The sequence below is a fragment of the Mycobacterium sp. KBS0706 genome (assembly GCF_005938675.2).
Classification (GTDB): domain Bacteria; phylum Pseudomonadota; class Alphaproteobacteria; order DSM-16000; family Inquilinaceae; genus Inquilinus.
Window position 1 is genome coordinate 73,963 of sequence record NZ_VCCH02000011.1, and the last position, 19,122, is coordinate 93,084.

At 69.9% G+C, this 19,122-nt stretch carries 23 protein-coding genes; 5 read left to right on the plus strand and 18 right to left on the minus strand.

Features of this window, described 5'->3' with window-relative positions; translation table 11 throughout:
* Window positions 1-164 precede the first annotated feature (164 nt).
* From FFK22_RS08265 to FFK22_RS08275, 3 genes are all read right to left on the minus strand, one after another.
* A complete protein-coding gene (locus FFK22_RS08265; protein WP_138887270.1) occupies window positions 165-1,493 on the minus strand; it encodes an ABC transporter substrate-binding protein in 1,329 nt (442 codons plus the stop codon).
* A 195-nt stretch (window positions 1,494-1,688) separates the two neighbouring features.
* Window positions 1,689-2,327, minus strand: a complete 639-nt coding sequence (bluB, locus tag FFK22_RS08270) for a 5,6-dimethylbenzimidazole synthase (protein ID WP_138887269.1) — start codon at window positions 2,325-2,327, stop codon at window positions 1,689-1,691.
* A 41-nt stretch (window positions 2,328-2,368) separates the two neighbouring features.
* Window positions 2,369-3,157 (minus strand): YdcF family protein, encoded by a 789-nt coding sequence (locus FFK22_RS08275; RefSeq protein ID WP_138887268.1) that lies wholly within the window; start codon window positions 3,155-3,157, stop codon window positions 2,369-2,371.
* Between the two features lie 149 nt (window positions 3,158-3,306).
* Between FFK22_RS08275 and FFK22_RS08280 the strand changes: the two genes are divergently transcribed.
* Both FFK22_RS08280 and FFK22_RS08285 read left to right on the plus strand, forming a co-directional pair.
* Window positions 3,307-4,680, plus strand: coding sequence for a YcjX family protein (locus FFK22_RS08280; protein ID WP_138887267.1), 1,374 nt, complete (start codon window positions 3,307-3,309; stop codon window positions 4,678-4,680).
* On the plus strand, window positions 4,677-5,702 hold the full coding sequence (locus tag FFK22_RS08285) for a TIGR01620 family protein (protein WP_138887266.1): 1,026 nt from the start codon (window positions 4,677-4,679) through the stop codon (window positions 5,700-5,702). The genes FFK22_RS08280 and FFK22_RS08285 overlap by 4 nt, the downstream gene beginning before the upstream one ends.
* Window positions 5,703-5,730: 28 nt before the next feature.
* Here the strand turns inward: FFK22_RS08285 and FFK22_RS08290 are convergent, their stop codons facing one another.
* The 9 genes from FFK22_RS08290 to FFK22_RS08325 form a co-directional block, all read right to left on the minus strand.
* Window positions 5,731-6,174, minus strand: a complete 444-nt coding sequence (locus FFK22_RS08290) for a UPF0158 family protein (protein WP_138887265.1) — start codon at window positions 6,172-6,174, stop codon at window positions 5,731-5,733.
* A gap of 133 nt (window positions 6,175-6,307) precedes the next feature.
* Window positions 6,308-7,201, minus strand: a complete 894-nt coding sequence (locus tag FFK22_RS08295; RefSeq protein ID WP_138887264.1) for a metal ABC transporter solute-binding protein, Zn/Mn family — start codon at window positions 7,199-7,201, stop codon at window positions 6,308-6,310.
* Window positions 7,202-7,224: 23 nt separating this feature from the next.
* Window positions 7,225-8,100: a metal ABC transporter permease gene (locus tag FFK22_RS08300; RefSeq protein ID WP_221938473.1), complete on the minus strand. Its 876-nt coding sequence runs from the start codon at window positions 8,098-8,100 to the stop codon at window positions 7,225-7,227.
* Window positions 8,097-8,843 carry a metal ABC transporter ATP-binding protein gene (locus tag FFK22_RS08305; protein ID WP_138887263.1) on the minus strand — a complete coding sequence of 249 codons (747 nt, stop codon included), beginning with the start codon at window positions 8,841-8,843 and terminating at the stop codon, window positions 8,097-8,099. Before FFK22_RS08305 ends, FFK22_RS08300 begins: the two co-directional genes overlap by 4 nt.
* On the minus strand, window positions 8,840-9,004 hold the full coding sequence (locus FFK22_RS42800; protein ID WP_186002370.1) for a hypothetical protein: 165 nt from the start codon (window positions 9,002-9,004) through the stop codon (window positions 8,840-8,842). The genes FFK22_RS08305 and FFK22_RS42800 overlap by 4 nt, the downstream gene beginning before the upstream one ends.
* Before the next feature lie 132 nt (window positions 9,005-9,136).
* Complete coding sequence (locus FFK22_RS08310; protein WP_221938474.1) at window positions 9,137-9,544, minus strand: GFA family protein; 408 nt, start codon at window positions 9,542-9,544, stop codon at window positions 9,137-9,139.
* Window positions 9,545-9,579: 35 nt separating this feature from the next.
* Window positions 9,580-9,876, minus strand: coding sequence for a hypothetical protein (locus FFK22_RS08315; RefSeq protein ID WP_138887262.1), 297 nt, complete (start codon window positions 9,874-9,876; stop codon window positions 9,580-9,582).
* Window positions 9,873-10,901 (minus strand): WD40 repeat domain-containing protein, encoded by a 1,029-nt coding sequence (locus FFK22_RS08320; RefSeq protein ID WP_138887261.1) that lies wholly within the window; start codon window positions 10,899-10,901, stop codon window positions 9,873-9,875. Before FFK22_RS08320 ends, FFK22_RS08315 begins: the two co-directional genes overlap by 4 nt.
* The gene (locus FFK22_RS08325) at window positions 10,898-11,863 is read right to left on the minus strand and encodes a GTP-binding protein (RefSeq protein ID WP_138887260.1); all 966 of its coding nucleotides are present in this window, start codon (window positions 11,861-11,863) and stop codon (window positions 10,898-10,900) included. The genes FFK22_RS08320 and FFK22_RS08325 overlap by 4 nt, the downstream gene beginning before the upstream one ends.
* A gap of 201 nt (window positions 11,864-12,064) precedes the next feature.
* Between FFK22_RS08325 and FFK22_RS08330 the strand changes: the two genes are divergently transcribed.
* A complete protein-coding gene (locus FFK22_RS08330) occupies window positions 12,065-12,844 on the plus strand; it encodes an MBL fold metallo-hydrolase (protein WP_186002371.1) in 780 nt (259 codons plus the stop codon).
* Here FFK22_RS08330 and FFK22_RS08335 read toward each other — a convergent pair.
* A complete protein-coding gene (locus tag FFK22_RS08335; protein WP_138887258.1) occupies window positions 12,841-13,341 on the minus strand; it encodes a Fur family transcriptional regulator in 501 nt (166 codons plus the stop codon). The genes FFK22_RS08330 and FFK22_RS08335 overlap by 4 nt on opposite strands.
* Before the next feature lie 185 nt (window positions 13,342-13,526).
* On the opposite strand from FFK22_RS08335, the gene FFK22_RS08340 reads away from it, so the two are divergent.
* Together FFK22_RS08340 and FFK22_RS08345 are read left to right on the plus strand one after the other, a co-directional pair.
* A complete protein-coding gene (locus FFK22_RS08340) occupies window positions 13,527-13,991 on the plus strand; it encodes an Hsp20 family protein (protein WP_138887257.1) in 465 nt (154 codons plus the stop codon).
* A gap of 22 nt (window positions 13,992-14,013) precedes the next feature.
* Complete coding sequence (locus tag FFK22_RS08345; RefSeq protein ID WP_138887345.1) at window positions 14,014-14,235, plus strand: DUF1150 family protein; 222 nt, start codon at window positions 14,014-14,016, stop codon at window positions 14,233-14,235.
* Between the two features lie 53 nt (window positions 14,236-14,288).
* On the opposite strand, the gene FFK22_RS08350 is transcribed toward FFK22_RS08345, so the two are convergent.
* The 5 genes from FFK22_RS08350 to FFK22_RS08370 all read right to left on the minus strand — a co-directional run bounded on the left by FFK22_RS08350 (window position 14,289) and on the right by FFK22_RS08370 (window position 19,100).
* Window positions 14,289-15,116 carry a carbohydrate ABC transporter permease gene (locus FFK22_RS08350; protein ID WP_138887256.1) on the minus strand — a complete coding sequence of 276 codons (828 nt, stop codon included), beginning with the start codon at window positions 15,114-15,116 and terminating at the stop codon, window positions 14,289-14,291.
* Complete coding sequence (locus FFK22_RS08355; RefSeq protein ID WP_138887255.1) at window positions 15,113-16,018, minus strand: carbohydrate ABC transporter permease; 906 nt, start codon at window positions 16,016-16,018, stop codon at window positions 15,113-15,115. The genes FFK22_RS08350 and FFK22_RS08355 overlap by 4 nt, the downstream gene beginning before the upstream one ends.
* A 235-nt stretch (window positions 16,019-16,253) precedes the next feature.
* Window positions 16,254-17,537: an ABC transporter substrate-binding protein gene (locus FFK22_RS08360; RefSeq protein ID WP_138887254.1), complete on the minus strand. Its 1,284-nt coding sequence runs from the start codon at window positions 17,535-17,537 to the stop codon at window positions 16,254-16,256.
* 70 nt (window positions 17,538-17,607) lie between these two features.
* Complete coding sequence (locus FFK22_RS08365) at window positions 17,608-18,348, minus strand: SIS domain-containing protein (protein WP_138887253.1); 741 nt, start codon at window positions 18,346-18,348, stop codon at window positions 17,608-17,610.
* Window positions 18,345-19,100 carry a GntR family transcriptional regulator gene (locus tag FFK22_RS08370; RefSeq protein WP_186002372.1) on the minus strand — a complete coding sequence of 252 codons (756 nt, stop codon included), beginning with the start codon at window positions 19,098-19,100 and terminating at the stop codon, window positions 18,345-18,347. Before FFK22_RS08370 ends, FFK22_RS08365 begins: the two co-directional genes overlap by 4 nt.
* Window positions 19,101-19,122 lie beyond the last annotated feature (22 nt).

Consider the following 19,122-nt stretch of genomic DNA (forward strand, 5'->3'; position numbering starts at 1 on the left):
CGAACGGATGGGCCAGTGCCCACCCCCTCACCCTCCCACGGCTTCGCCGCGGGTCCCTCCCTCTCCCCAAGGGAGAGGGAATTTTCACCTCTCCCTCGGGGAGAGGTCGAAATCGCGACGCGATTCCGGGTGAGGGGGTGGCCCCGGCCTCTCAGGCTGAGAGCCTACTGCAGCTTCTCTTTCTTGCCGTCATAGTAGCCGGCCTTCTGCAGCACCGCCTCCATGCGCTCGCCGATCTTCTGGGCGCCGGATTCGGTGGTCTCCTCGCCCAGCATGATCTTGGTGCCGAACTCGGCGACGATCTCGGAGATCGCCGGCCATTCCGGGAAGCGCGGGCGGAAGGACGGCACGCCGCCCTGCCAGGACGCCACCGTCGGCTCGACGAAGGCGTATTTCGCCTTGATCGCCGCGTCGTCATAGACCGCGGTGCGGCCGGAGACGCCGCCGGCCTCGACATAGGGCTTGGCCATCGCCTCGGAGGTCACCCACTGGATGAACAGCCAGGACGCCTTCTGCTCCGCCTCGCTGGCCTGCGACGCGACGCCGAGCGAGAAGCCGCCCAGCGCCGGCTTCAGCCCCGCCTCGCCCTTCGGCTCGGTGGCGACGCCCAAGCAGTCACCCAGCTTCGACGTCGCCGGGTCGACCAGGGTCGAATAGAAGGACGACCATTCGGTGATCATCGCCACCTGCCCCTGGGCCAGCGCGTTGACCGATTCCGCATGGTCGTAGTCGACGATGCCCGGCGGCATGATCTTCATCAGATCCTGCCGGAACTTCAGCCCCTTCTGCGACTCCGCGGAGGTGAGATTGGACTTGAAGTCGGCGTTCAGCAGCGACCCGCCAAAGGGCCACAGCACACGCATGAAGCTGTCGGCCGACTGGGTCTCGCCGCGGCGCGACTGCAGGGCGTAGGCGTATTTGCCGTCATGGGTGAGCTTCGGCCCGTAAGTGTTGAGCAGCTCGTCCCAGGTTGCCGGCGGCTTGTCGAAGCCGGCATCCTTGAGCATGCATTTGTTGTAGAATAGCAAGCCCGAGTAGTTGTCGAAGGGCAGGCCGTACAGCTCCTTGTTCCAGGTGCCGAAGCTTTCCAGCAGGATCGGGAAGAAGCCCTTCAGGTTCAACGCCGGGTCGGCCAGGGCCGGGTCGTCGGTGAACTTCTTCAGCGGCACCAGCCAGCCGCTGTCGGCGTACTCGCCGATCCAGACGACGTCGGTCAGGACCACGTCGATCTCGCCGCCGGCCGTGAAATCAAGGACTTCGCGCTCGCGGCTGTTTTCATAGGGCAGGATCTCGTATTCGACCTTGATCCCGGTCTCCTGCTCGAACTGCGGCAGGAGCTGGATGGCGGCGCGATAGCCCGGCCGGTCGAGGAAGATCGCCTTGATCGTCGTGCCCTTGTAGGGCTCCGCCGCCTCCTTCAGGCTCCAGGCCATGGCCTGGCCGGCGGTCAGCAGCGCAGCGATCGTGGCACCGGAACACAGAAGCTTCTTCATTGGGTTCGCCTCCCTTTCTGATCGGTCATGCCCGGCCGCTGCCGGGGGTTTTCCCGCCCGTTCGGATGAACGATGCTCCTCATCGCGCGGTCGCGCCATTCCGCCTGACGGCGAAGGCCTCGGCGGACGTGATAAACATTTGTATCTTGGTCGATACAATCGTCCAGCACGCGCGCGCGAGTCAAGCCGGGCCTGTCAGCGCCGCAGCACCGTACGGCAGGCGCCGAGCCGGGACTGCCAACCCTCGCGCTCCAGTTCCGGCACCGGCTCCTCCGATTCCGGGAAGCCAAGGCAAAGATAGCCGATCAGATGCCAGTCCGGCGGCACGTCGAGCAGCGCCGCCACCGCCTGCGGCTCCAGGATCGACACCCAGCCCAGCCCGACACCTTCGATCCGGGCGGCCAACCACAGCGTGTGGATGGCGGTGACCGCGGAATGGTCCAGCGTCTCCGGCATGGTCTGCCGTCCCAGCCCGTGTCCCTGCCCGGTCGACCGGTCGCAAAACACGGCGAGCTGCACCGGCGCCTCCTGCAGCCCGGCGAGCTTCAGCCGCCGATAATGGGCCGCGCGGTCGCCGTCATAGCCTGAGGCGGCGGTGTCGTTGCAGCGGCCGAACACGGCCCGCACCGCGGCGCGCCGCACCTCGTCCTCGACCAGGACGAAGCGCCAGGGCTGGCTGTTGCCGACCGAAGGGGCCAGGCAGGCGAGGTCGAGCAGCCGGTCGATCAGCCCGGTCGGCAGCGGGTCGCGGCGGAAGCGGCGCACGTCGCGGCGCCAGCGCAGCAGCGCGGCGAAGCGGTCGCGGAACTCGGGCGGGAAGTCGGGGCTGGCCACAGGGTCCTCCGGGCGGCGGCGCCCCAGCTATAGCCGCCCGATCAGGGCCCGGGAAACAGCGTGTCGATGCGACCCGTTGCCCAGTAGGCGAGCAGGCCGACCCATTCGTGCTGGGCGATGGTCAGAACAGCCATCTGCTCGACCAGATTGGACCTGGGCAACAGCTCCGGCGGCCGGCCAAAATAGTCGACCGGCCAGGGCACCACCTTCCAGCCGGCCTTGGCGAACAGGCCCATCGACCGCGGCATGTGAAAGGCGCTGGTGACCAGCACCCAGTGCTGCCCGGCTTGCGGCTGCACCAGTTGCTTCAGCAGCAGGACATTTTCGTCGGTGTTGCGGGCCTGCCCTTCCAGGATCATCCGCTGTTCCGGCAGCCCGGCCATCATCATGGCGTCGCGGAAGATGTCCGATTGCGGCGGAATGCCGTTCCATGGATCGCCAAGCCCGCCGGAGAACACGACCGGTGCGTCGGGGAAGCGGCGGGCCAGATCGAGGGCGGCGAACAGCCGTTCGGCACCGTTGTTCAGCGAGGGCTCGCCGCGCAGGCCCGACATCAGGTTCTCCTCGGCCCCGCCGAGAACGATGATCCCGTCCAGCGTCGCCGGCAGCCGGTCCGGCTTCTGGAAGCGGTTCTCCAGCGGCAGCATCAGCAGATCGCCGATCGGCAGCACGCAGGCCGCGACGAAAGCCAGGGTCACGGCGATCACCAGGCGCCGGGCCAGACGCCGCCAGCGGAACAGGAACCCAGCCGTGGCCGCCAATAGCGCCAGCAGCACGAGACCGAGCGGCTGGATGAAGAACCAGATCAGTTTCGACAGGAAATAGAACACGGCCCACCCACCCGGCGCCCCATCCGAGGAATGGCCGATTGCAGCCGAAGATGCAACCTGTCGGGCCATGCGCGGGTTGACGCCGAGGCGCCGCGTCCGCACATGGGCTAGGCTGTCCGTCCCAGGCCACCGGAGTCCGCCGCCCGTTCATGGAGCTGTTCCCCACCGACTTCCTCGATCGGGCCGGCGAGCTGTTCGACCGCCGCATCCGCCTCGGCGTCACCGGGTTGAGCCGGGCGGGCAAATCGGTGTTCATCGCCGCGCTGGTGCATGGGTTAACCGATCCGCGGCGCTTCGGGCTGCTGGACGCCGTCGCCGAGGACCGGCTGCGCGCCGCGGTGCTGCGGCCGCAGCCGCATCTCGAGCTGCCGCGCTTCCCCTATGAGGAGGCGGTGGGCCGGCTGACGGGATCCGGCGGGTATCCGGACTGGCCGGCCGGCACCCGCAACGTCGCCGAGTTGCGCCTGTCGCTGCGCTTCGCCCCGAAAAGCGGGCTGCGCAGCCTGCTGGGCGACCAGGTGCTGCATCTCGACATCTTCGACTATCCCGGCGAATGGCTGATCGACCTGCCGCTCTTGGAGCGTGACTATGCCGGCTGGGCGGAGGAGGCGTTGGCCCTGGCCACCACCGGGGTGCGAGCGCCGCTGTCCAAGGTGTGGCGCGACGCCATCGCCGAGCTCGACCCCGCCGGGCCGGCGAAGGAAACCGACGCGATCGCGGCAGCGCGGCTCTACACCGAATATCTGCGCGGATGCCGCACCCATGCGATCCCGCTGAGCCGGCTGCAGCCCGGCCGCTTCCTGCTGCCGGGCGACCTGGAGGGATCCCCCGCCCTCACCTTCTGCCCGCTGCCGCGGCCGCGCGAGACGGCGCGCGGGTCGCTGTGGCGGCTGATGGAGGAGCGGTTCGAGGCCTATAAGGCCAAGGTCATCCGCCCGTTCTTCAACGACCATTTCAGCCGGCTGGACCGGCAGATCGTGCTGGTCGACCTCTTGGCCCATCTCGCCGCCGGGCCGGAGAGTCTCGAGGATCTGGGCCGGGCCATGGATGACATCCTGACCTGCTTCAAGACCGGCGGCATCAACTGGCTGTGGCCGTTCGAATCGCGGATCCGCCGCGTGCTGTTCGCCGCCACCAAGGCCGACCACCTGCCGCGCGAGGGGCATGAGCCGCTGGTCGGGCTGATGGACGAGTTGCTGCAGCAGAGCGTCCGCCGCACCGCCTTCCAGGGCGCCACGGCCCGATCGATGGCGATCGCCTCGCTGCGCGCCACCCGCGAGGTCGACGTCAAGCACGAGGGCGAGACCCTGCGCTGCGTCGCCGGGGTGATCGAGCCGGGCGGCAAGCCGGTCGCGGCCTATCCCGGCGCGCTGCCGCGCAGCCTGCGCGAGGCCCGCGGCGGCGGCCGCTTCGGCGCCCAGCGCTTCCTGCCGCCGGCCGAGCTCGGCGCCGACGGCCAGCCCTGGCCGCATATCCGCCTGGATGGGGCGCTGCAGTTCCTGATCGGGGAGGACCTGGCATGAGTCGGCCGCCCTTGATCCTCGACCAGCCGCCGGAGCCGGAGCGCGACCGGGGCCGGGCGCCCGCCGTGTTCGCGCTCGACCAGGCCGATTCGGTGCCGGTGGAGGATGCGCCGGTCCCGGCCGCGCCCGACTCGGTCGATCCCGGCCTGCGCCGTCGCCGCAGCCCGGGCAGCGTGGCGCTGCGCCTCGCCTTCGGCGCTTTGGTCGGCCTCGTCGGGCTGGGCATCGGCCTGTGGGTCGAACGGCTGGTCACCGATCTCTTGAGCCAAGGCGGCCTGCTGCAGGCGGTGACGCTGGCGCTGCTGGCGGTCGCCGGGGCCGGGATCCTGGTCTGGGCAGGGTGGGAGCTGCTGGCGCTGCGCCGGCTCGGCCGGGTCGAGGAGATCCGCAGCCTGGGCCGGGCGGCGGCCGGCGGCGACGCCGCCGCGGCCGACGCCGTGATCGCCCGCTTCCGCCGGCTGCACAGCGACGGCCCCGCGGCCGACGGCCTGGCACGGCTGGAGCGTGAGCGCGACGAGCTGCGCGACCCGGCGGAGCTGATCGCCCTGTTGGAGCTGCACGCCCAGCGCCCGATCGACGCCGCTTGCCGCGCCGCCATCGCCGCCACGGCGCGGCGCACGGCGCTGATCACCACGGTGACGCCCTTCGCCATCGTCGACATGGTGGCGTCCGGCGCCTTGAACCTGCGGATGATCCGGCGCATCGCCGAGATCCAGGGCTTCCGCCCCGGGCTGTTCGCGACGCTGTCGCTGATCCGGCGGGTGGCGACGACGCTGCTGATCGCCGGGGGCATCGAGGCCGCCAACGACTATCTCGGCGACTTCCTTGGCGCCGGCCTGTTGCGCGCCTTCGGCCGCCGCGCCGGCGAGGGCGCGATCAACGGCATCCTCAGCGTCCGCATCGGCGTCGCCACGATGAAGGTGTGCCGCCCCCTGCCCTATCTGCGCGACACCCCGCCCGGCACGATGAGCCTGGCCAAGGCGATCTTCGGGGCCGAGGCGGCGCCGAAGGGAAAGGATTGACACCAAGTTTCAGAAGCCGGCCGGGCTGTCATCCGATCAGCTGAATGCCGTTGTCTTCGCACCAAGCTCGAAGGGCCTCCTCGGTGGCACGCTCTTCATAGTTGTACCACCGCTGGAGCGCGCCTCGCGCTTCCAGCAATCGTTTGAAGCCCGAATACGCGCCCTTCCGCCGGAAGAGATCTCTGACAGCGTCATAGTCTCCGGGAAGCTCTTGCTCGGTGAAGCGCAGCGCCAGCCTTCGGCCGAGATCGAGCTCGGCCTTGTGCGGCACGGCGATGTAGCGGTCTGAGGTTTCGACGTCCTCCGGAACCTCGTCTTCCTCCATCACATCGCCATCGACGGTTCGCAGGTAGACTTTCCCGGTATCGAGCGAGATGTAAGCCTCCGCTCCGAGCAGTTCGCCGAGGCTGACAAAGTCAAACGCGTCGCGCACTTCTGCGCGATCCACCTTGACCACCGACGTCTGTGCCATCGGATCCCCTCCTCGCCCCTTCATGGTCCTGGCCCGGCCCGGCCGCATCATGAATACGGAAGGTGGACGGACTCCGGGAAAGCCTGCAGGTCGGGTTCGTAATATGGGCCCGACCTGCGGTTTCGTCAGGTCCTCAGTTCTGCTTCATCCCGGCGACCAGAAGCGAAATGTTATACTGAAACATTTTCGCGTAAGTCGAAGCCGGCCCGTCCGCGGTCGAGAGCGCCTCGGCATAGAGCTCGCCGCCCATCTCGGCGCCGGAGGCCTTGGCCACCTGCTGCACCAGGCGCGGGTCGGTGGCGTTCTCGATGAACACCGCCTTGATGTGCTCCTGCTTGATCTGGTCGATCAGCTTGGCGATGTCACCGGCCGAAGCCTCGCTCTCGGTCGAGAAGCCGACCGGGGCGCGGAATTCGATGCCGTAGGCGGCGCCGAGATAGCCGAAGGCGTCATGGCTGGTGATGACCTTGCGCTTGTCGGCCGGAATGGTCACCACCTCGCGCCGGGCCCAGGCGTCCAGCTCCTTCAGCTCGGCCTCGTACTTCACGCCGTTGGCCTGGTAGGTCGCGGCATGGGCCGGGTCAGCGGCCGCCAGCGCCTTGGCGATGTTGACGGCATAGATTGCGCCGTTCGCCGCGCTGTTCCAGGCATGGGGATCGGTGATCTCCTGCCCGTCCTCGTCCATCTTCCGGGTCGGCACGCCCGCGGTGGCGACGACGATCGTGGCCTTGGTGCCGGAGGCGGCGACCAGCCGGTCCATCCAGCCTTCGAGCTCCAGCCCGTTGACGACGACGAGGCCGGCCTTGGTCACCGCCTGGGCGTCCTGCGGCGTCGGCTCGTAGACATGGGCGTCGCCATTGGGGCCGACCAGGCTGCGGACCTCGACAGTGTCGCCGCCGACCTGCTTCGCGATGTCGGCGAGGACGGTGATGCTGGCGACGACCTGCAGCTTCTCCGCCGCCGCCGCGGGCAGCGACAGGACAGCAAGGGACAGGCCGATCAGGCCGGCACGGAACGGTATCCTCATGTGATAACTCCGGTTGCGGGAGTTCAGTGCGCGAAATGCGCGGTGGGCAGGTATCGGGCCCGCAGGCTGTCATGCGTCCCGAAGATCAGCGACAGCAGGTAGAAGACGCCGGCCGTCAGCACGATGCTGGGGCCGGAGGGCAGGCTGCCGTGATAGGAGACCAGGAGGCCGGAATAGCCGGACAGGAGCGCGAGGCCGGCCGCCCAGGCGAAGAGCGACCACAGCGACCGGCTCCAGAACTTTGCCGCCGCCGCCGGCAGCATCATGAGGCCGACCACCATGAGGGTGCCGAGCGCCTGGAAGCCGCCGACCAGATTCAACACCACCAGCATCAGGAAGGCGAAGTGCACCATCGCCCCGACGCCGCCGACCATGCGCAGATAGCCGGGGTCGAAGCATTCCACCACCAGCGGCCGGTACAGGAGCGCCAGGGCGATCAGCGTCACCGTGGCGATGCCGGCCATCAGCAGCAGCGCCGCGTCGTCGACCGCGAGGATGGTGCCGAACAGCACATGCATCAGGTCGACATTGCTGCCGCGGGTCGAGACGATCAGCACGCCCGCCGCCAGGGCGATCAGGTAGAAGGCGGCGAAGGACGCGTCCTCGCGCAGCGCCGTGACCCGGGTGACGGCGCCGGCCAAAAGGGCCACGGCCAGGCCGGCGATCAGGCCCCCGAGGCCCATCGACCACAGCGACAGGCCCGACACCAGGAAGCCGACCGCGGCGCCGGGCAGCACCGCATGCGACATGGCATCGCCGACCAGGCTCATCCGCCGCAGCACCAGCAGCACGCCGACCGGGCCGCAGCCCAGCGACAGCGCCAGGCACGCCACCAGCGCCCGCTGCATGAAGGCATAGTCGAGGAAGGGCGTGACCAGGAAATCCCACACCGCCGTCACGCCGCGCTCCGCCGGCAGGCTTCGCCGCCGTCGGCCCAGGCCTCGGCCATGGCGCGGGCGCGCAGCAGGTTCTCGGCGCACAGCACGTCGCCGGTCGGGCCCCAGCCGATTGGGTCGCGGGCCAGCAGCAGCGTGTCCGGGCATACCTCGCGCACCTGGTCGAGGTCGTGCAGCACGGTGATGACGGTGCGGCCCTCGCCATGCCAGCGCCGGACCACGTCGACCAGGTCGCGCGTGGTCTTGGCGTCGAGCGCGGTGAAGGGCTCGTCCAGCATGATCACCCGGCCGTCCTGCAGCAGCAGCCGGGCGAACAGCACGCGCTGGAACTGGCCTGCGGACAGGCTCCCGATCGGCCGCGCCTCGAAGCCGCCGAGGCCGACCGCCTCCAGCGCCTCCTCGGCTCGGTGGCGCAGGTCCTTCGAGACGCCGCCGAAGATGCCGGTCCGGGCCCAGCCGCCGAGCAGCACGGTGTCGGCGACCGAGATCGGGAAGCTGCGGTCGATCTCCGCCTGCTGCGGCAGATAGGCGATGTCGCGCCGGCGCAGTCCGCTGAGATCTACATGGCCGGACAGCGGCGGCAGCAGGCCGGCGATGGTCTTCAGCAGGGTCGATTTGCCGGCGCCGTTCGGGCCGACGATGGCGGTCAGCGTGCCCGGCTCGAAGCTGCCGTCGACATGATGCACCGCCGGGTGCCGTTCATAGCCGGCGGTCAGGTTGGCGAGGCGGATGCGCCCGACGCTCATGGCGCGGCTCCGAACCAGCCCATGGCCCAGGCCACGGCCAGCCACAGCACCGCGATCAGCGCGAAGGCGACGAGCAGGCGAGCCCCGACCGGCGCGGCCAGGGCCGACGGTCCGATCTCCCCGGCCCGGCGGGCGGCATGGTGGTGATGCGACACGGTCATGGATCAGCCGATGGCGTGAGAAGGTCCGGCACCATAGCGCCCGGCGGGCGCGGCACCATTGACGTTAATGTATAACATCTTTGCAAGATCGGAAAGCGCCGGCCGGGTGGATATCGACCAAGGGAGGAGTGATCAGTCGGCCGGCTTGCCCGGTAGATCGGCGAGGTGATGGATCCAGGGCAAGGCCGAGCGGCACCACATCTGGAGCTTCGGCACCAGCCGGTCGCGCTGGCGGATGCTGCCCCAGCGGATGCCCCAGATTTCGCCATCGGCGCCTTCGCCGGTGACGAAGAGCGGCGAGCCGCATTCCGGGCAGAAGGACTGCAGCCGCCGGCGGCCGCTGTCGCCGACCTTCACATAGACCTTCGGCTCATGGGCGGTCAGCCGGATACGGTCGCGCGCAGCCATCACCGTGACCCGGAAGGGCGAGCCGGTCAGCGCCTGGCAATCGGTGCAGTGGCAGATCCCCAACCGCTCCGGGTCGATCTCCGCCTCATAGGCGACATGGCCGCAATGGCATTGGCCGTCGATCTGCATCATGGCGCGCCTCACATGAAACCCGGCGCCACCCTAGCCTATCGCCGGCCCGGCCGCAGCCGGCGCAGCACCAGAAGCTTCAGGGCCGGCGGGATATGGCCCGGCGACGGCCATTCCACCGTCAGGCCGAGGGCGGCGCATTCCGCCGCGATCTGGCGCCCGTTCTCGTAGCGGATCTGGCCGAGCCGCGGCAACGCGTCGGCGCGGCGGTGGTCGAAGGGCCGGCCGGATTGGGCCTCGCGGAAGCCATGGTGGAAATCGGGATGGGCCAGCACCCGCCGCGCCTCGGGCCAGTGCCGAGCCCGGCGGGTGGCGACGTCGGACGGATCCGTCACGGCTGCAGGTCGACCAGCGTCGCCCGGCCGCCGGCATCGCCCGCCGCCAGCCAGCGCCCGTCGGGCGAGAAGGCCAGCGCCTCGACCGCGGCGCCGTTCGGGCGCAGCACCGGGACATAGCCGCTGCCGTCGAGCGGCATCAGCGCGACGAAGCCGTCCTTGGCGCCGGCGGCCGCGACCGGCAGCTGCGGATGGGCCGCGACCCGGGTGATCGGCACGCCCCGCGCCCAGCCGCTTTCGCTAGCGGTGCCGCCCATCGGGCCGTCGCGGCCGGTGAAGCGCCAGGACACCACGCCTTCCGAGCCGGAGGTCAGCAGCACCTTGCCGCCATCGGCCCAGGCCAGCGACCGCGGCTTGGCCGGATAGCCCGGCATCTGCATATGCACGCCGTCCGACAGGCGCCACGCGTGCAGCGCCTTCTCCTGCATCGCCGAGACCACGAAGCGCGACCGCGGATGCCAGAGCACCGCCAGATGCGCGCCTTGCCAGCCATACAGCTTCGCCGCCCAGGCGCGCTTGCGCGGCGACCAGACGGTGACGCCGCCGTAATGCGCCGCGGCGATGCGCCGGCCGCGCGGGTCGAAGGCGGCGCCATCCAGCCCCGCCGGCCCTTGCAGCCGCGTCACCGGCGCGCCGTCCACATCGAACACCAGCACCTCGCTGCCGGCGACGGCGAGACGCCGCCCGATGGCGGGCGCGGCGTCGACGGCGCTGATCCAGCGACCCTGTGCGGCGGCGATCTCGGCCGCGGTCCCGTCCGGCCCGACATGCAATAGCCGACCGTCATCGCCGCCGGTGAGGAAGCCGTCGCCGACATCCGGCGCCAGCGCGAGGACGGCGCCGCGATGCGCCGGCACGGCGACTGTCTCGGACGTGTCGGGCGACGCCAACCGGACGGTGCCATCGCCCAGGCCGAAAGCGAGATGCCCGGCCGCGTCGAAGGCCGCCCCGACCACCGGCGCCGGCCAGGCCCAGACCGTGCCCCTCTCCTCGGCCAGGGCACGCGGCGGCAGCAGCAGGCTCATGCGGCGACGCAGCCCTCGAAGCCGGCGCGCAGCACGGCGACGTCGAGGTTGCGGCCGATCAGCACCAGCCGGCTGTCGCGCGACTGGCCGGGCCGCCAGGCCGGAGCGAAATCGCCCTCCTGCAGCATGTGCACGCCCTGGAACACGAAGGGCCGGTCCTCGCCGGCGAAGGCGAGGATGCCCTTGCTGCGCAGGATGTCGGCGCCGCGGATCGCCAGCAGCATGCCGATCCAGTCGACGAAGCGGCGACCGTCCAGCGGCCGGTCGATCCGGAACGAGACGCTGCCGACGCCCTGGTCATGCTCGTGATGATGGTGGCCATGGCCGTCGAGCAGGTCGGGCTCGAGCGCCAGCAGCCGGTCGAGATCGAAGGCGCCGTCCAGCACTGTGCCGAGATCGGCGTCGCAGCGCCGGGTCCGCAGCAGCCGCGCCACCGGGTTGATGGCGCGCAGCCGCGCCTCCACGGTCGCCAGCCCGGCCTCGTCGGCCAGGTCGGTCTTGTTGACCAGGATGGTGTCGGCGAAGGCCACCTGCTCCTCCGCCTCGTCGCTGTCGGCCAGCCGCGCCTCGATGTTGCGGGCGTCGACCACGGTGACGATCGAGTCGAGGGCGGTACGCTCGCGCACCTCGTCATCGACCAGGAAGGTCTGCGCCACCGGCGCCGGGTCGGCCAGGCCCGTGGTCTCGACCAGGATGCGGTCGAAGCTGCCGGCCCGCTTCATCAGCCCGCCGATGATCCGGATCAGGTCGCCGCGCACCGAGCAGCACAGGCAGCCATTGTTCAGCGCGAACACCTCCTCGTCGACGCCGACCACCAGGTCGCCGTCGATGCCGATCTCGCCGAACTCGTTGACGACCACGGCATAGCGGCGGCCGTGTGCCTCGGCGAGGATGCGGTTCAAGAGCGTGGTCTTGCCGGCGCCGAGAGTGCCGGTCAGCAGGGTCACGGGGATGCGGGACATGGCGCGCCTCGGGTTTCGGGATTTAACTGTTATTATATAACATAATAACGAGACGCAAGCCTGTCGCCCACGGGCTTATAGGATGGTATGCACGGACTCGCTTCCGGCCCGGCGCCGGCGTCACGCCCCAGAATCGCCCAGATTCTCCGCGAGGGACGATGCCGGGCGGCCGATCTGCCGTCCCGTCATTCGAGGACCGACATGCCCGTTCCCGCCCCGTCCCGCCGCGCCTTCCTGCAGGGCTGCGCCGCCGGCCTGTCCCTGGCCCTGATTCGGCCGGCCCTGGCCCAGGATTCGGAGGCGCCGCCGCCGCTCGGCTTCCGCGAGCTGGCCGACGGCGTCTGGCTGCACACCAGCTGGAAGAAGGTTGAGCAGGGCTGGGTCGCATCCAATGGCCTGGCCGTGATCGGGCCCGAGGAGGTGCTGCTGATCGACGCCGCCTGGATGCCGGCACAGACGGTGGCGCTGCTGGAGCGGGTGGCCGAGGCCGCGCCGAACCGGCCGGTCAACCTGGTGGTGTCGCATGCGCATGACGACCGGTTGTCCGGGCTGGCGGCGGTGCATGCCCGCGGCGGCTGGTCGCTGGCCCGTGACGAGACGGCCAAGGAGGCTGCCGGCGCAGCCTCGATCCAGCGCAGTTGGAGCGGCGAGTCGACCACCATCACCGGCGGCGGCCGTACGATCGAGCTGTTCTATCCCGGCCCGGCGCACACTCGCGACAACACCGTCGCCTTCCTGCCGGACAGCGCGGTGCTGTTCGGCTGCATGATCCGGGCGGCCGAACAGGCCAATCTCATCTCCGGTCCCGACTCCGACATCTGCCGCTGGCCGCAATCGGTCGAGGCGGTGATCGCCCGCTACGGAAAGGCGGCGAAGATCGTGGTGCCGGATCAGGGCGAGCCCGGCGATGCCGGTTTGCTGTCCCACACCCACCAGCTGGCCAAGGCCGAGGCGGCGAAGAGCTGCAGCCCTGCGGGCTAGCCCGCGGCTTGTGCCGCCCCAGCGGCGCAGTCGCGGCAGCGGCCGAGGATCTCTATGGTGCGGCTGTCGGCGACGAAGCCGATCCGCCCGGTCCAGGCATCGATCAGCCCGTCGACCGCGGCATCGGTGATCTCCTCCACCCGGCCGCAGTCGCGGCAGATGGCGAATTGCGCCGGATGGGTGTGGTGGTGGTCCGGTCCGCCGCACACCACATAGGCGTTGAGCGATTCGATCCGGTGCACCAGGCCACGGTCGAGCAGCCCCTTCAACGCCCGGTACACCACCGGCGGGGCGGTGATGCCGTCATCCTTCATCTCGCGCAGGATGTCGTAGGCGCTGGCCGGCTCGGCGCTGGCTCGCACCAGGTCGAGCACGCGCTGCTGCCAGTGCGACAAGCCGGCGCGGGGCGGCCGGCCGCGCCGGGCCGAACCCGTCGCCGTCTTCGGTGCCGCCTTGCCCTTCGGCGCCGCCGGCGCGCCTTCCAGCTTCTGTCTCATGGGTCGAGTGATAGCATGCGGCTTCCCCCGAGCGCCACGCCCTGCCCGATCTTGAAACCGACCGGTCACCCCCCATTTCCTGTTTAACGAGTGGGGATGCCGCGTGGTCCCTGCTCCGCAGGCGCCGGACAACCGGGCCGCCCGAGCCGGGGGTTCCGGCAAGCTCGCTCTCAGGAGGAGTGACCATGACGCGGGTGTCGCTGTTCAACAGCCCGCTCCTGCTCGGCTTCGAGCAGTTCGAGCGGACGCTCGACCGGATCGGCAGGACGCCGAGCGACGGGTATCCGCCCTATAACATCGAGCAGCTCGGCGAGGACCAGCTGCGCATCACCCTGGCGGTCGCCGGCTTCACCGACGCCGACCTGACGGTGCAGATCGAGGACAACCAGCTGGTGGTCCGCGGCAAGCAGACCGACGACAAGGACCGCATGTTCCTGCATCGCGGCATCGCCGCCCGCCAGTTCCAGCGCGCCTTCGTGCTGGCCGAGGGCATCGAGGTGACCGGGGCTTCGCTCGACAACGGACTCCTCAACATCGATCTCCGCCGGCCGGTACCCGAGGCCAAGGTCCGGACCATCGCCATCAATCGTTCTGCGGCGAAACCCAACGGCAAGACTGCGATCGACGTCTCGACCGACGTCGAAGGGTGAACCGAAACTCGTGGTGACCATCATGAATACCAACGCCATTCCCGCCTTCACCCAGATGTCGCCGACCGATTTCGCGGCGATCGGCCTGAACCAGATCGCCTTCGTCAAGCCGACCGTGGTCGAGGGCGAGGCCGCCTTCGCCGTGCACGGCGCCGACGGCACCCCGCTGGCCGTGGTCAAGGACCGCGACCTGGCCTTCGCCGTGGTCCGGCAGAACGACATGGAACCGGTCAGCGCCCACTGACCCGAGGCTCCTGACGAGTGAGTGCGAAAGCCCCGCCCTTGGCGGGGCTTTTTCTATTTCACGGCGCCCGCTGTCAGCCCGGCGATGAACCAGCGGCCGACGATGCCGAACAGCAGCACCACCGGCACCGTCGCCAGTGTCGCCCCGGCCAGCAGCAGGCCCCAGTCGATCTGGTACTGGCCGATGATGCCGGCGAAGCCGACCGGCAAGGTGCGGTTGGCGTCCGACAGGATCAGCACCGAGGCGAACAGGTATTCGGTCCAGCTGGCGATGAAAGCGAAGATGGCGACGCTGGCGATGCCGGGCGCCGCCAGCGGCACCATGATCCTGAGCAGGATCGCCAGCCGCGAGGCGCCGTCGATCAGCGCCGCCTCCTCCAGCTCCGCCGGGATCGAGGCGAAGAAGCTGCGCATCATCCAGATGGCGAAGGGCGAGGCGAAGGTGACGTTGACGATCACCAGCGCCGCCGGCGTGTCGATCAGCCCGGCCTGCGACATCATCCCGTACAGCGGGATCAGGATCAGGATGCCGGGGAAGGCATAGGCCACCAGCACCGCCCGGAACAGCAGGTCGCGCCCGGGGAAGCGCAGCCGGTAGAAGCCGTAGGCGGCCAGCACCGACAGCACCACGGTGATCGCGGTCGAGCCGAGCCCGACCACCAGGCTGTTGCCGAGATAGCGCGGATAGTCCGAGGCGCCGAGCAGCTTGTCGAAATGCCGCAGGGTGAAGCTCTGCGGCACCAGCGTCGGCACCCGGGCGATGATCTCCTGCGGCGCCTTGACCGAACCGGTGGCGACGAACCAGAAGGGCAGCAGCACCACGATGGCGAGGCCCAGCAGCCCGCCGCCGATCGCCAGGCGCTGGCCCAGGCCGCGCCTCATGCCTCGCCCTTCGGCGCCAGCGCCCAGGTCAGAAGGACGGCCAGCGACATCAGGGCCAGGCTGACCAGCACCGACATCGCCGCCGCCTGGCCCAGCCGGTATGATTTGAACGCGGTCTCGTAGATCAGCACCGGCAGGGTCTGGGTGGCGCCGGACGGTCCACCCGCCGTGGTCAGCCAGATGATGTCGAAGACGTTGAAGGACAGCAGCGTGCCGACCACGCCGAGCACCAGCAGGGTCGGCTGCAGCAGCGGCCAGGTGATGCGGCGGAAGCGCTGCCACGGACCGGCGCCGTCGATCGCCGCGGCCTCGTACAGGTCGGCCGGGATCCGCTGCAGCCCCGCCAGCAGCATCACCGCGACGAAGGGGAACCAGCGCCAGGAGTTGATCACCACCAGCGACGCCATGGCGCTGCCCGGCCCGGCGAAAAAGCCGACCGGTCGATCGGTCAATCCGAGCGACACCAGGAGATAGTTCACCACCCCGCCGGAGGTGCCGAGCAGCCAGCGCCAGATGATGACCACGACGATGGTCGGCACGATCCAGGACAGGATCACCCAGACCCGCACCAGCCGCACGCCGCGGAAGCGCTGGTTCAGCAGCAGGGCGGTGCCCAGCGCCAACAGGGTCTGCAGCACGGCGTTGCCGGCGACCCAGACCAGGCTGCGCCCCAGCGCCGCCCATAGCCGGAACATCTCCAGCACGTCGGCATAGTTGCCGAGCCCGACGAAGCCGCCATCGGAGCCGATGATGCGGATGTCGCGCAGGCTGATCGCCACGGACGCGCCGAGCGGATACAGGATGGTCGCGGCCAGCCACACCAGCACCGGCGCCACCATCAGCATCCCGGCGGTCGCCTCGGACCGGGCACGCGACCGGCGCCGGCGCGGGACGACGCTCATCCTTTGCTCGCTCTTTCGAGTCCCCCCTCCCCTCGCGGGAGGGGGCTAGGGGGAGGGGGTTCTCTCGGCACGCCCCGGCTTGGATGGCGGCATCCTGCCCGAGCGGCGAATTCAGCCTTCTGCGCATTCGCGCGCGGACGCGCGCAGACCCCTCCCCCTGCCCCCCTCCCGCAAGGGGAGGGGGGACTTTGAGTGGAGCTGGGCATGAACGGAAGGCCGCCCCGCACTCCCTCCCCTACTTCACCGCCTCCTGCATCCGCGCCTGCCCGGCCTTGACCGCGGCCGCGGCAGACATCTCGTCGACCACCACCTTCTGCAGCGTCTCGGCCAGGATGTTCTGGGCCGAGATCGCGGCGATGCTGGGGAAGGTGTGGCCGCCGGTGAAGCCGAACAGCGCGCCGTTGCGGCTGTTGGCGATCATCGCCTCGATCTGCGGCTTGTACTTCACCACCAGCGGGTCGCTCCACAGGCTCTTGGCCTTGGCGCCGTCGGCGGTGACCGGCAGGAACAGCCCCGGCTCCATGTTCAGGAAGCGGCCATAGGTCTCGGGCTCCAGCAGCCAGGAAATGAAGGTCTCGGCCGCCTTCCGCTTGGCCTCGTCCTTGGCCAGGATCATCACCGCGTTGGAATAGGCGATGGTGCCGGACTCCTTGCGGTCATCGGCATGCGGGATCGGCGCCACGCCGAGATCCTGGGCGTCGCCCTCGGCCTGGCTGTCATAGGTGCTGATCACGGTGAACTGCAGGATCATGCCGCAGCCGCCGCTGGCGAAGCAGGCCTCGGCCTCGCCCCAGGTCCAGCTCGGCGCGTCGGCGGCGGAGAACTGGTACAGGTCCTTGTAGAAGTCGTAGGCCTTGACCGTCTGCGGGTTGTCGAAGCGCAGCGTGCCGTTCGGGTTGTAGATGTCGGCGGCGCCGGCATTGACCATCAGGTCGTAGACGGTCTGGTCGGTGTAGAGTTGCTTGTTGGCCGGCAGGCCGATGCCGTAGCGGCCGTCCGCGGTCAGCTTCTCCGCCGCCGCCTTCCACGCGCTCCAGGTCTTTGGCGGCGTCAGCCCGGCCTCGGCGAACACGCTCTTCCGGTACCACAGCGACATCGCCATGTTGTACAGCGGCACCGCCCAGACGCCGCCGTCATAGCTATAGGCCGCCAGGGCGCTGGGCACGAAATGATGCTCGGCATCGAGCTGCTTGACGAAGCCGTCGACTGGCTGCAGCGCGCCCAGGTCCTTCAGGATCGGGGTGAAATCCGGGATCGCGAACAGCATGTCCGGCGCGTTGCCGGCGGCGATCGCGGCCGGCGCCTTGGCATAGATCTCGCCCCAGCTCTGCGGCTCCTGCTTCACCGCGATGTCCGGATGGCTCTTGTTGAAGGCGTCGATCAGCTCCTGCACCCGCGCCACACGCTGCGGCGGCTGCTCCATGTGCCACAGCACCAGTTGCACGGGCTCCGCCTGGGCGGCAGCGCCCCAGAGCAGCGCAGCCGCAGCCACGCCCGACACGATCCATCTCGTCGCCATTGCCCTCTCCCCTGCTTGTCCTGCGGCCCGGAATGCGGCGCGTCGTTGGCCGAGCGTCCGCCGGGGCCGTCTACAGATGCGGATTGCGCGTCCGGTAGCGTTCCACCAGGGCGGCGTTGCGCTCCTTCGCCCCCGGCATGTTCGAGCTGATATAGGCTGGCGCCACCTCGCCCGACCGGGCCAGGCGCGCCACCGTCTCGGTCAGCACCGCGTTCCAGATCGCGGCGCCCAGCACGGTCGAAATCGGGCCGACGATCAGCCCTTCCGCCGCCGTCACCGAGGCGTCGCCGGGCGGCCCCTGGTTGTCGATGGCGATGTCGGCGGTCCCGGCCAGGGTCGGCCGGCCGGCGGCCGCGGCCTGGGAATAGGCGATCGAGGTCACCGCCACCACCGTGGCGCCCTTCGCGCGGCCGTGGCGCGCGGCCTCGACCGGCACGGCGTTGACGCCGCTGTTGGAGAACACGAACAGCGTATCGGCCGGCCCGATCGGATAGCGGCCGAGCAGTGGCGCGGCCAGGCCGGGCATCCGTTCCAGCGCGCCGGAGACCACCGCGCCCTCATGCAGCATCACCGAGGACGCCAGGATCGGCACCACGCAGGCCAGGCCGCCCGCGCGGAAATGCCCCTCCTCCGCCATCAGATGCGAATGGCCGGTGCCGAAGATGTAGATCAGCCCGTCGCGCCGGATCGTCTCGACGCAGGCGGCCGCCGCGGCGCCGATCGCCTCGCTTTGGGTCGCAGTCAGGTCGGCGATGCGGTCGGCGATGCCGGCGAGATAGGCGGCGGCGCCGGAAAGAGCGGTCGAGGTCATGAGTCTGTGGTGTCCGGTGGAGAGAGCCGCGCCCGCATCTTGTAGCGGTCGCCGCGATAGGCGGAGCGGACGAATTCGATGACGTGGCCGTCGGCATCGGCGGTGCGCCGGGTGAAGACCAGCACCGGCGCGCTGCGCGGGATGTCCAGCGCCCCGGCGGTCACGGCGTCGGGCAAATCGGCCTCGACCGTCTGCTCCGCCTGCCAGGGCACCAGGCCATAGTCGTGGCGCATCACCTCGTACAGCGACGCGGTGCGGAAATCGTTGCGGTCGAGGATGCCGGGCACCAGCGCCGCGTTCAGCCAAGTGACCTCGAACGCCATCGGCACGGCGTCGGCCAGGCGGACGCGCTCGAGCAGCACCAGGGGCGCGCCCTCGGCCACGCCCAGCGCCTCGCGCGCCTCGCCGATCGCAGGGATCACGGCCTGGCGCAGGATCACGCTAGCGGCGCGGCGGCCCAGCCGGGCCATGTCCTCGCTGAAGCCGGTCAGGCGCTGCAGCCTCTGGTCCACCTTCGGCCGGGCGACGAAGCAGCCGCGGCCGATCCGGCTCTCGATCAGCCCGGCATCGGTCAGGCTCTTGAAGGCCTGGCGCACGGTCATCCGGCTGATGCCCAGCTGGTCGGCCAGGTCGCGCTCCGACGGCAGCCGGTCGCCGACGGCGAATCCGCCGGCGCGGATCCGGTCGGCCAGATCCTCGGCGATCTGCTGGTAGATCGGCTTGTCCGTCGGGGTCGGCTGTAGGTCGGTCATTGGCGGGCCCTGGTGGTCTAGA

Bases quoted from the DNA above. Each gene is read 5' to 3' on its own strand.
- FFK22_RS08310 (WP_221938474.1), bottom strand. From the start codon at position 9,544: ATGATGCAGATCGACGGCCAATGCCATTGCGGCCATGTCGCCTATGAG.
- FFK22_RS08350 (WP_138887256.1), bottom strand. From the start codon at position 15,116: ATGAGGCGCGGCCTGGGCCAGCGCCTGGCGATCGGCGGCGGGCTGCTG.
- FFK22_RS08340 (WP_138887257.1), top strand. From the start codon at position 13,527: ATGACGCGGGTGTCGCTGTTCAACAGCCCGCTCCTGCTCGGCTTCGAG.
- FFK22_RS08265 (WP_138887270.1), bottom strand. From the start codon at position 1,493: ATGAAGAAGCTTCTGTGTTCCGGTGCCACGATCGCTGCGCTGCTGACC.
- FFK22_RS42800 (WP_186002370.1), bottom strand. From the start codon at position 9,004: ATGACCGTGTCGCATCACCACCATGCCGCCCGCCGGGCCGGGGAGATC.
- FFK22_RS08295 (WP_138887264.1), bottom strand. From the start codon at position 7,201: ATGAGGATACCGTTCCGTGCCGGCCTGATCGGCCTGTCCCTTGCTGTC.
- FFK22_RS08325 (WP_138887260.1), bottom strand. From the start codon at position 11,863: ATGTCCCGCATCCCCGTGACCCTGCTGACCGGCACTCTCGGCGCCGGC.
- FFK22_RS08320 (WP_138887261.1), bottom strand. From the start codon at position 10,901: ATGAGCCTGCTGCTGCCGCCGCGTGCCCTGGCCGAGGAGAGGGGCACG.
- FFK22_RS08335 (WP_138887258.1), bottom strand. From the start codon at position 13,341: ATGAGACAGAAGCTGGAAGGCGCGCCGGCGGCGCCGAAGGGCAAGGCG.
- FFK22_RS08305 (WP_138887263.1), bottom strand. From the start codon at position 8,843: ATGAGCGTCGGGCGCATCCGCCTCGCCAACCTGACCGCCGGCTATGAA.
- FFK22_RS08290 (WP_138887265.1), bottom strand. From the start codon at position 6,174: ATGGCACAGACGTCGGTGGTCAAGGTGGATCGCGCAGAAGTGCGCGAC.
- FFK22_RS08345 (WP_138887345.1), top strand. From the start codon at position 14,014: ATGAATACCAACGCCATTCCCGCCTTCACCCAGATGTCGCCGACCGAT.
- FFK22_RS08330 (WP_186002371.1), top strand. From the start codon at position 12,065: ATGCCCGTTCCCGCCCCGTCCCGCCGCGCCTTCCTGCAGGGCTGCGCC.
- FFK22_RS08365 (WP_138887253.1), bottom strand. From the start codon at position 18,348: ATGACCTCGACCGCTCTTTCCGGCGCCGCCGCCTATCTCGCCGGCATC.
- FFK22_RS08370 (WP_186002372.1), bottom strand. From the start codon at position 19,100: ATGACCGACCTACAGCCGACCCCGACGGACAAGCCGATCTACCAGCAG.
- FFK22_RS08285 (WP_138887266.1), top strand. From the start codon at position 4,677: ATGAGTCGGCCGCCCTTGATCCTCGACCAGCCGCCGGAGCCGGAGCGC.
- FFK22_RS08355 (WP_138887255.1), bottom strand. From the start codon at position 16,018: ATGAGCGTCGTCCCGCGCCGGCGCCGGTCGCGTGCCCGGTCCGAGGCG.
- FFK22_RS08280 (WP_138887267.1), top strand. From the start codon at position 3,307: ATGGAGCTGTTCCCCACCGACTTCCTCGATCGGGCCGGCGAGCTGTTC.
- FFK22_RS08360 (WP_138887254.1), bottom strand. From the start codon at position 17,537: ATGGCGACGAGATGGATCGTGTCGGGCGTGGCTGCGGCTGCGCTGCTC.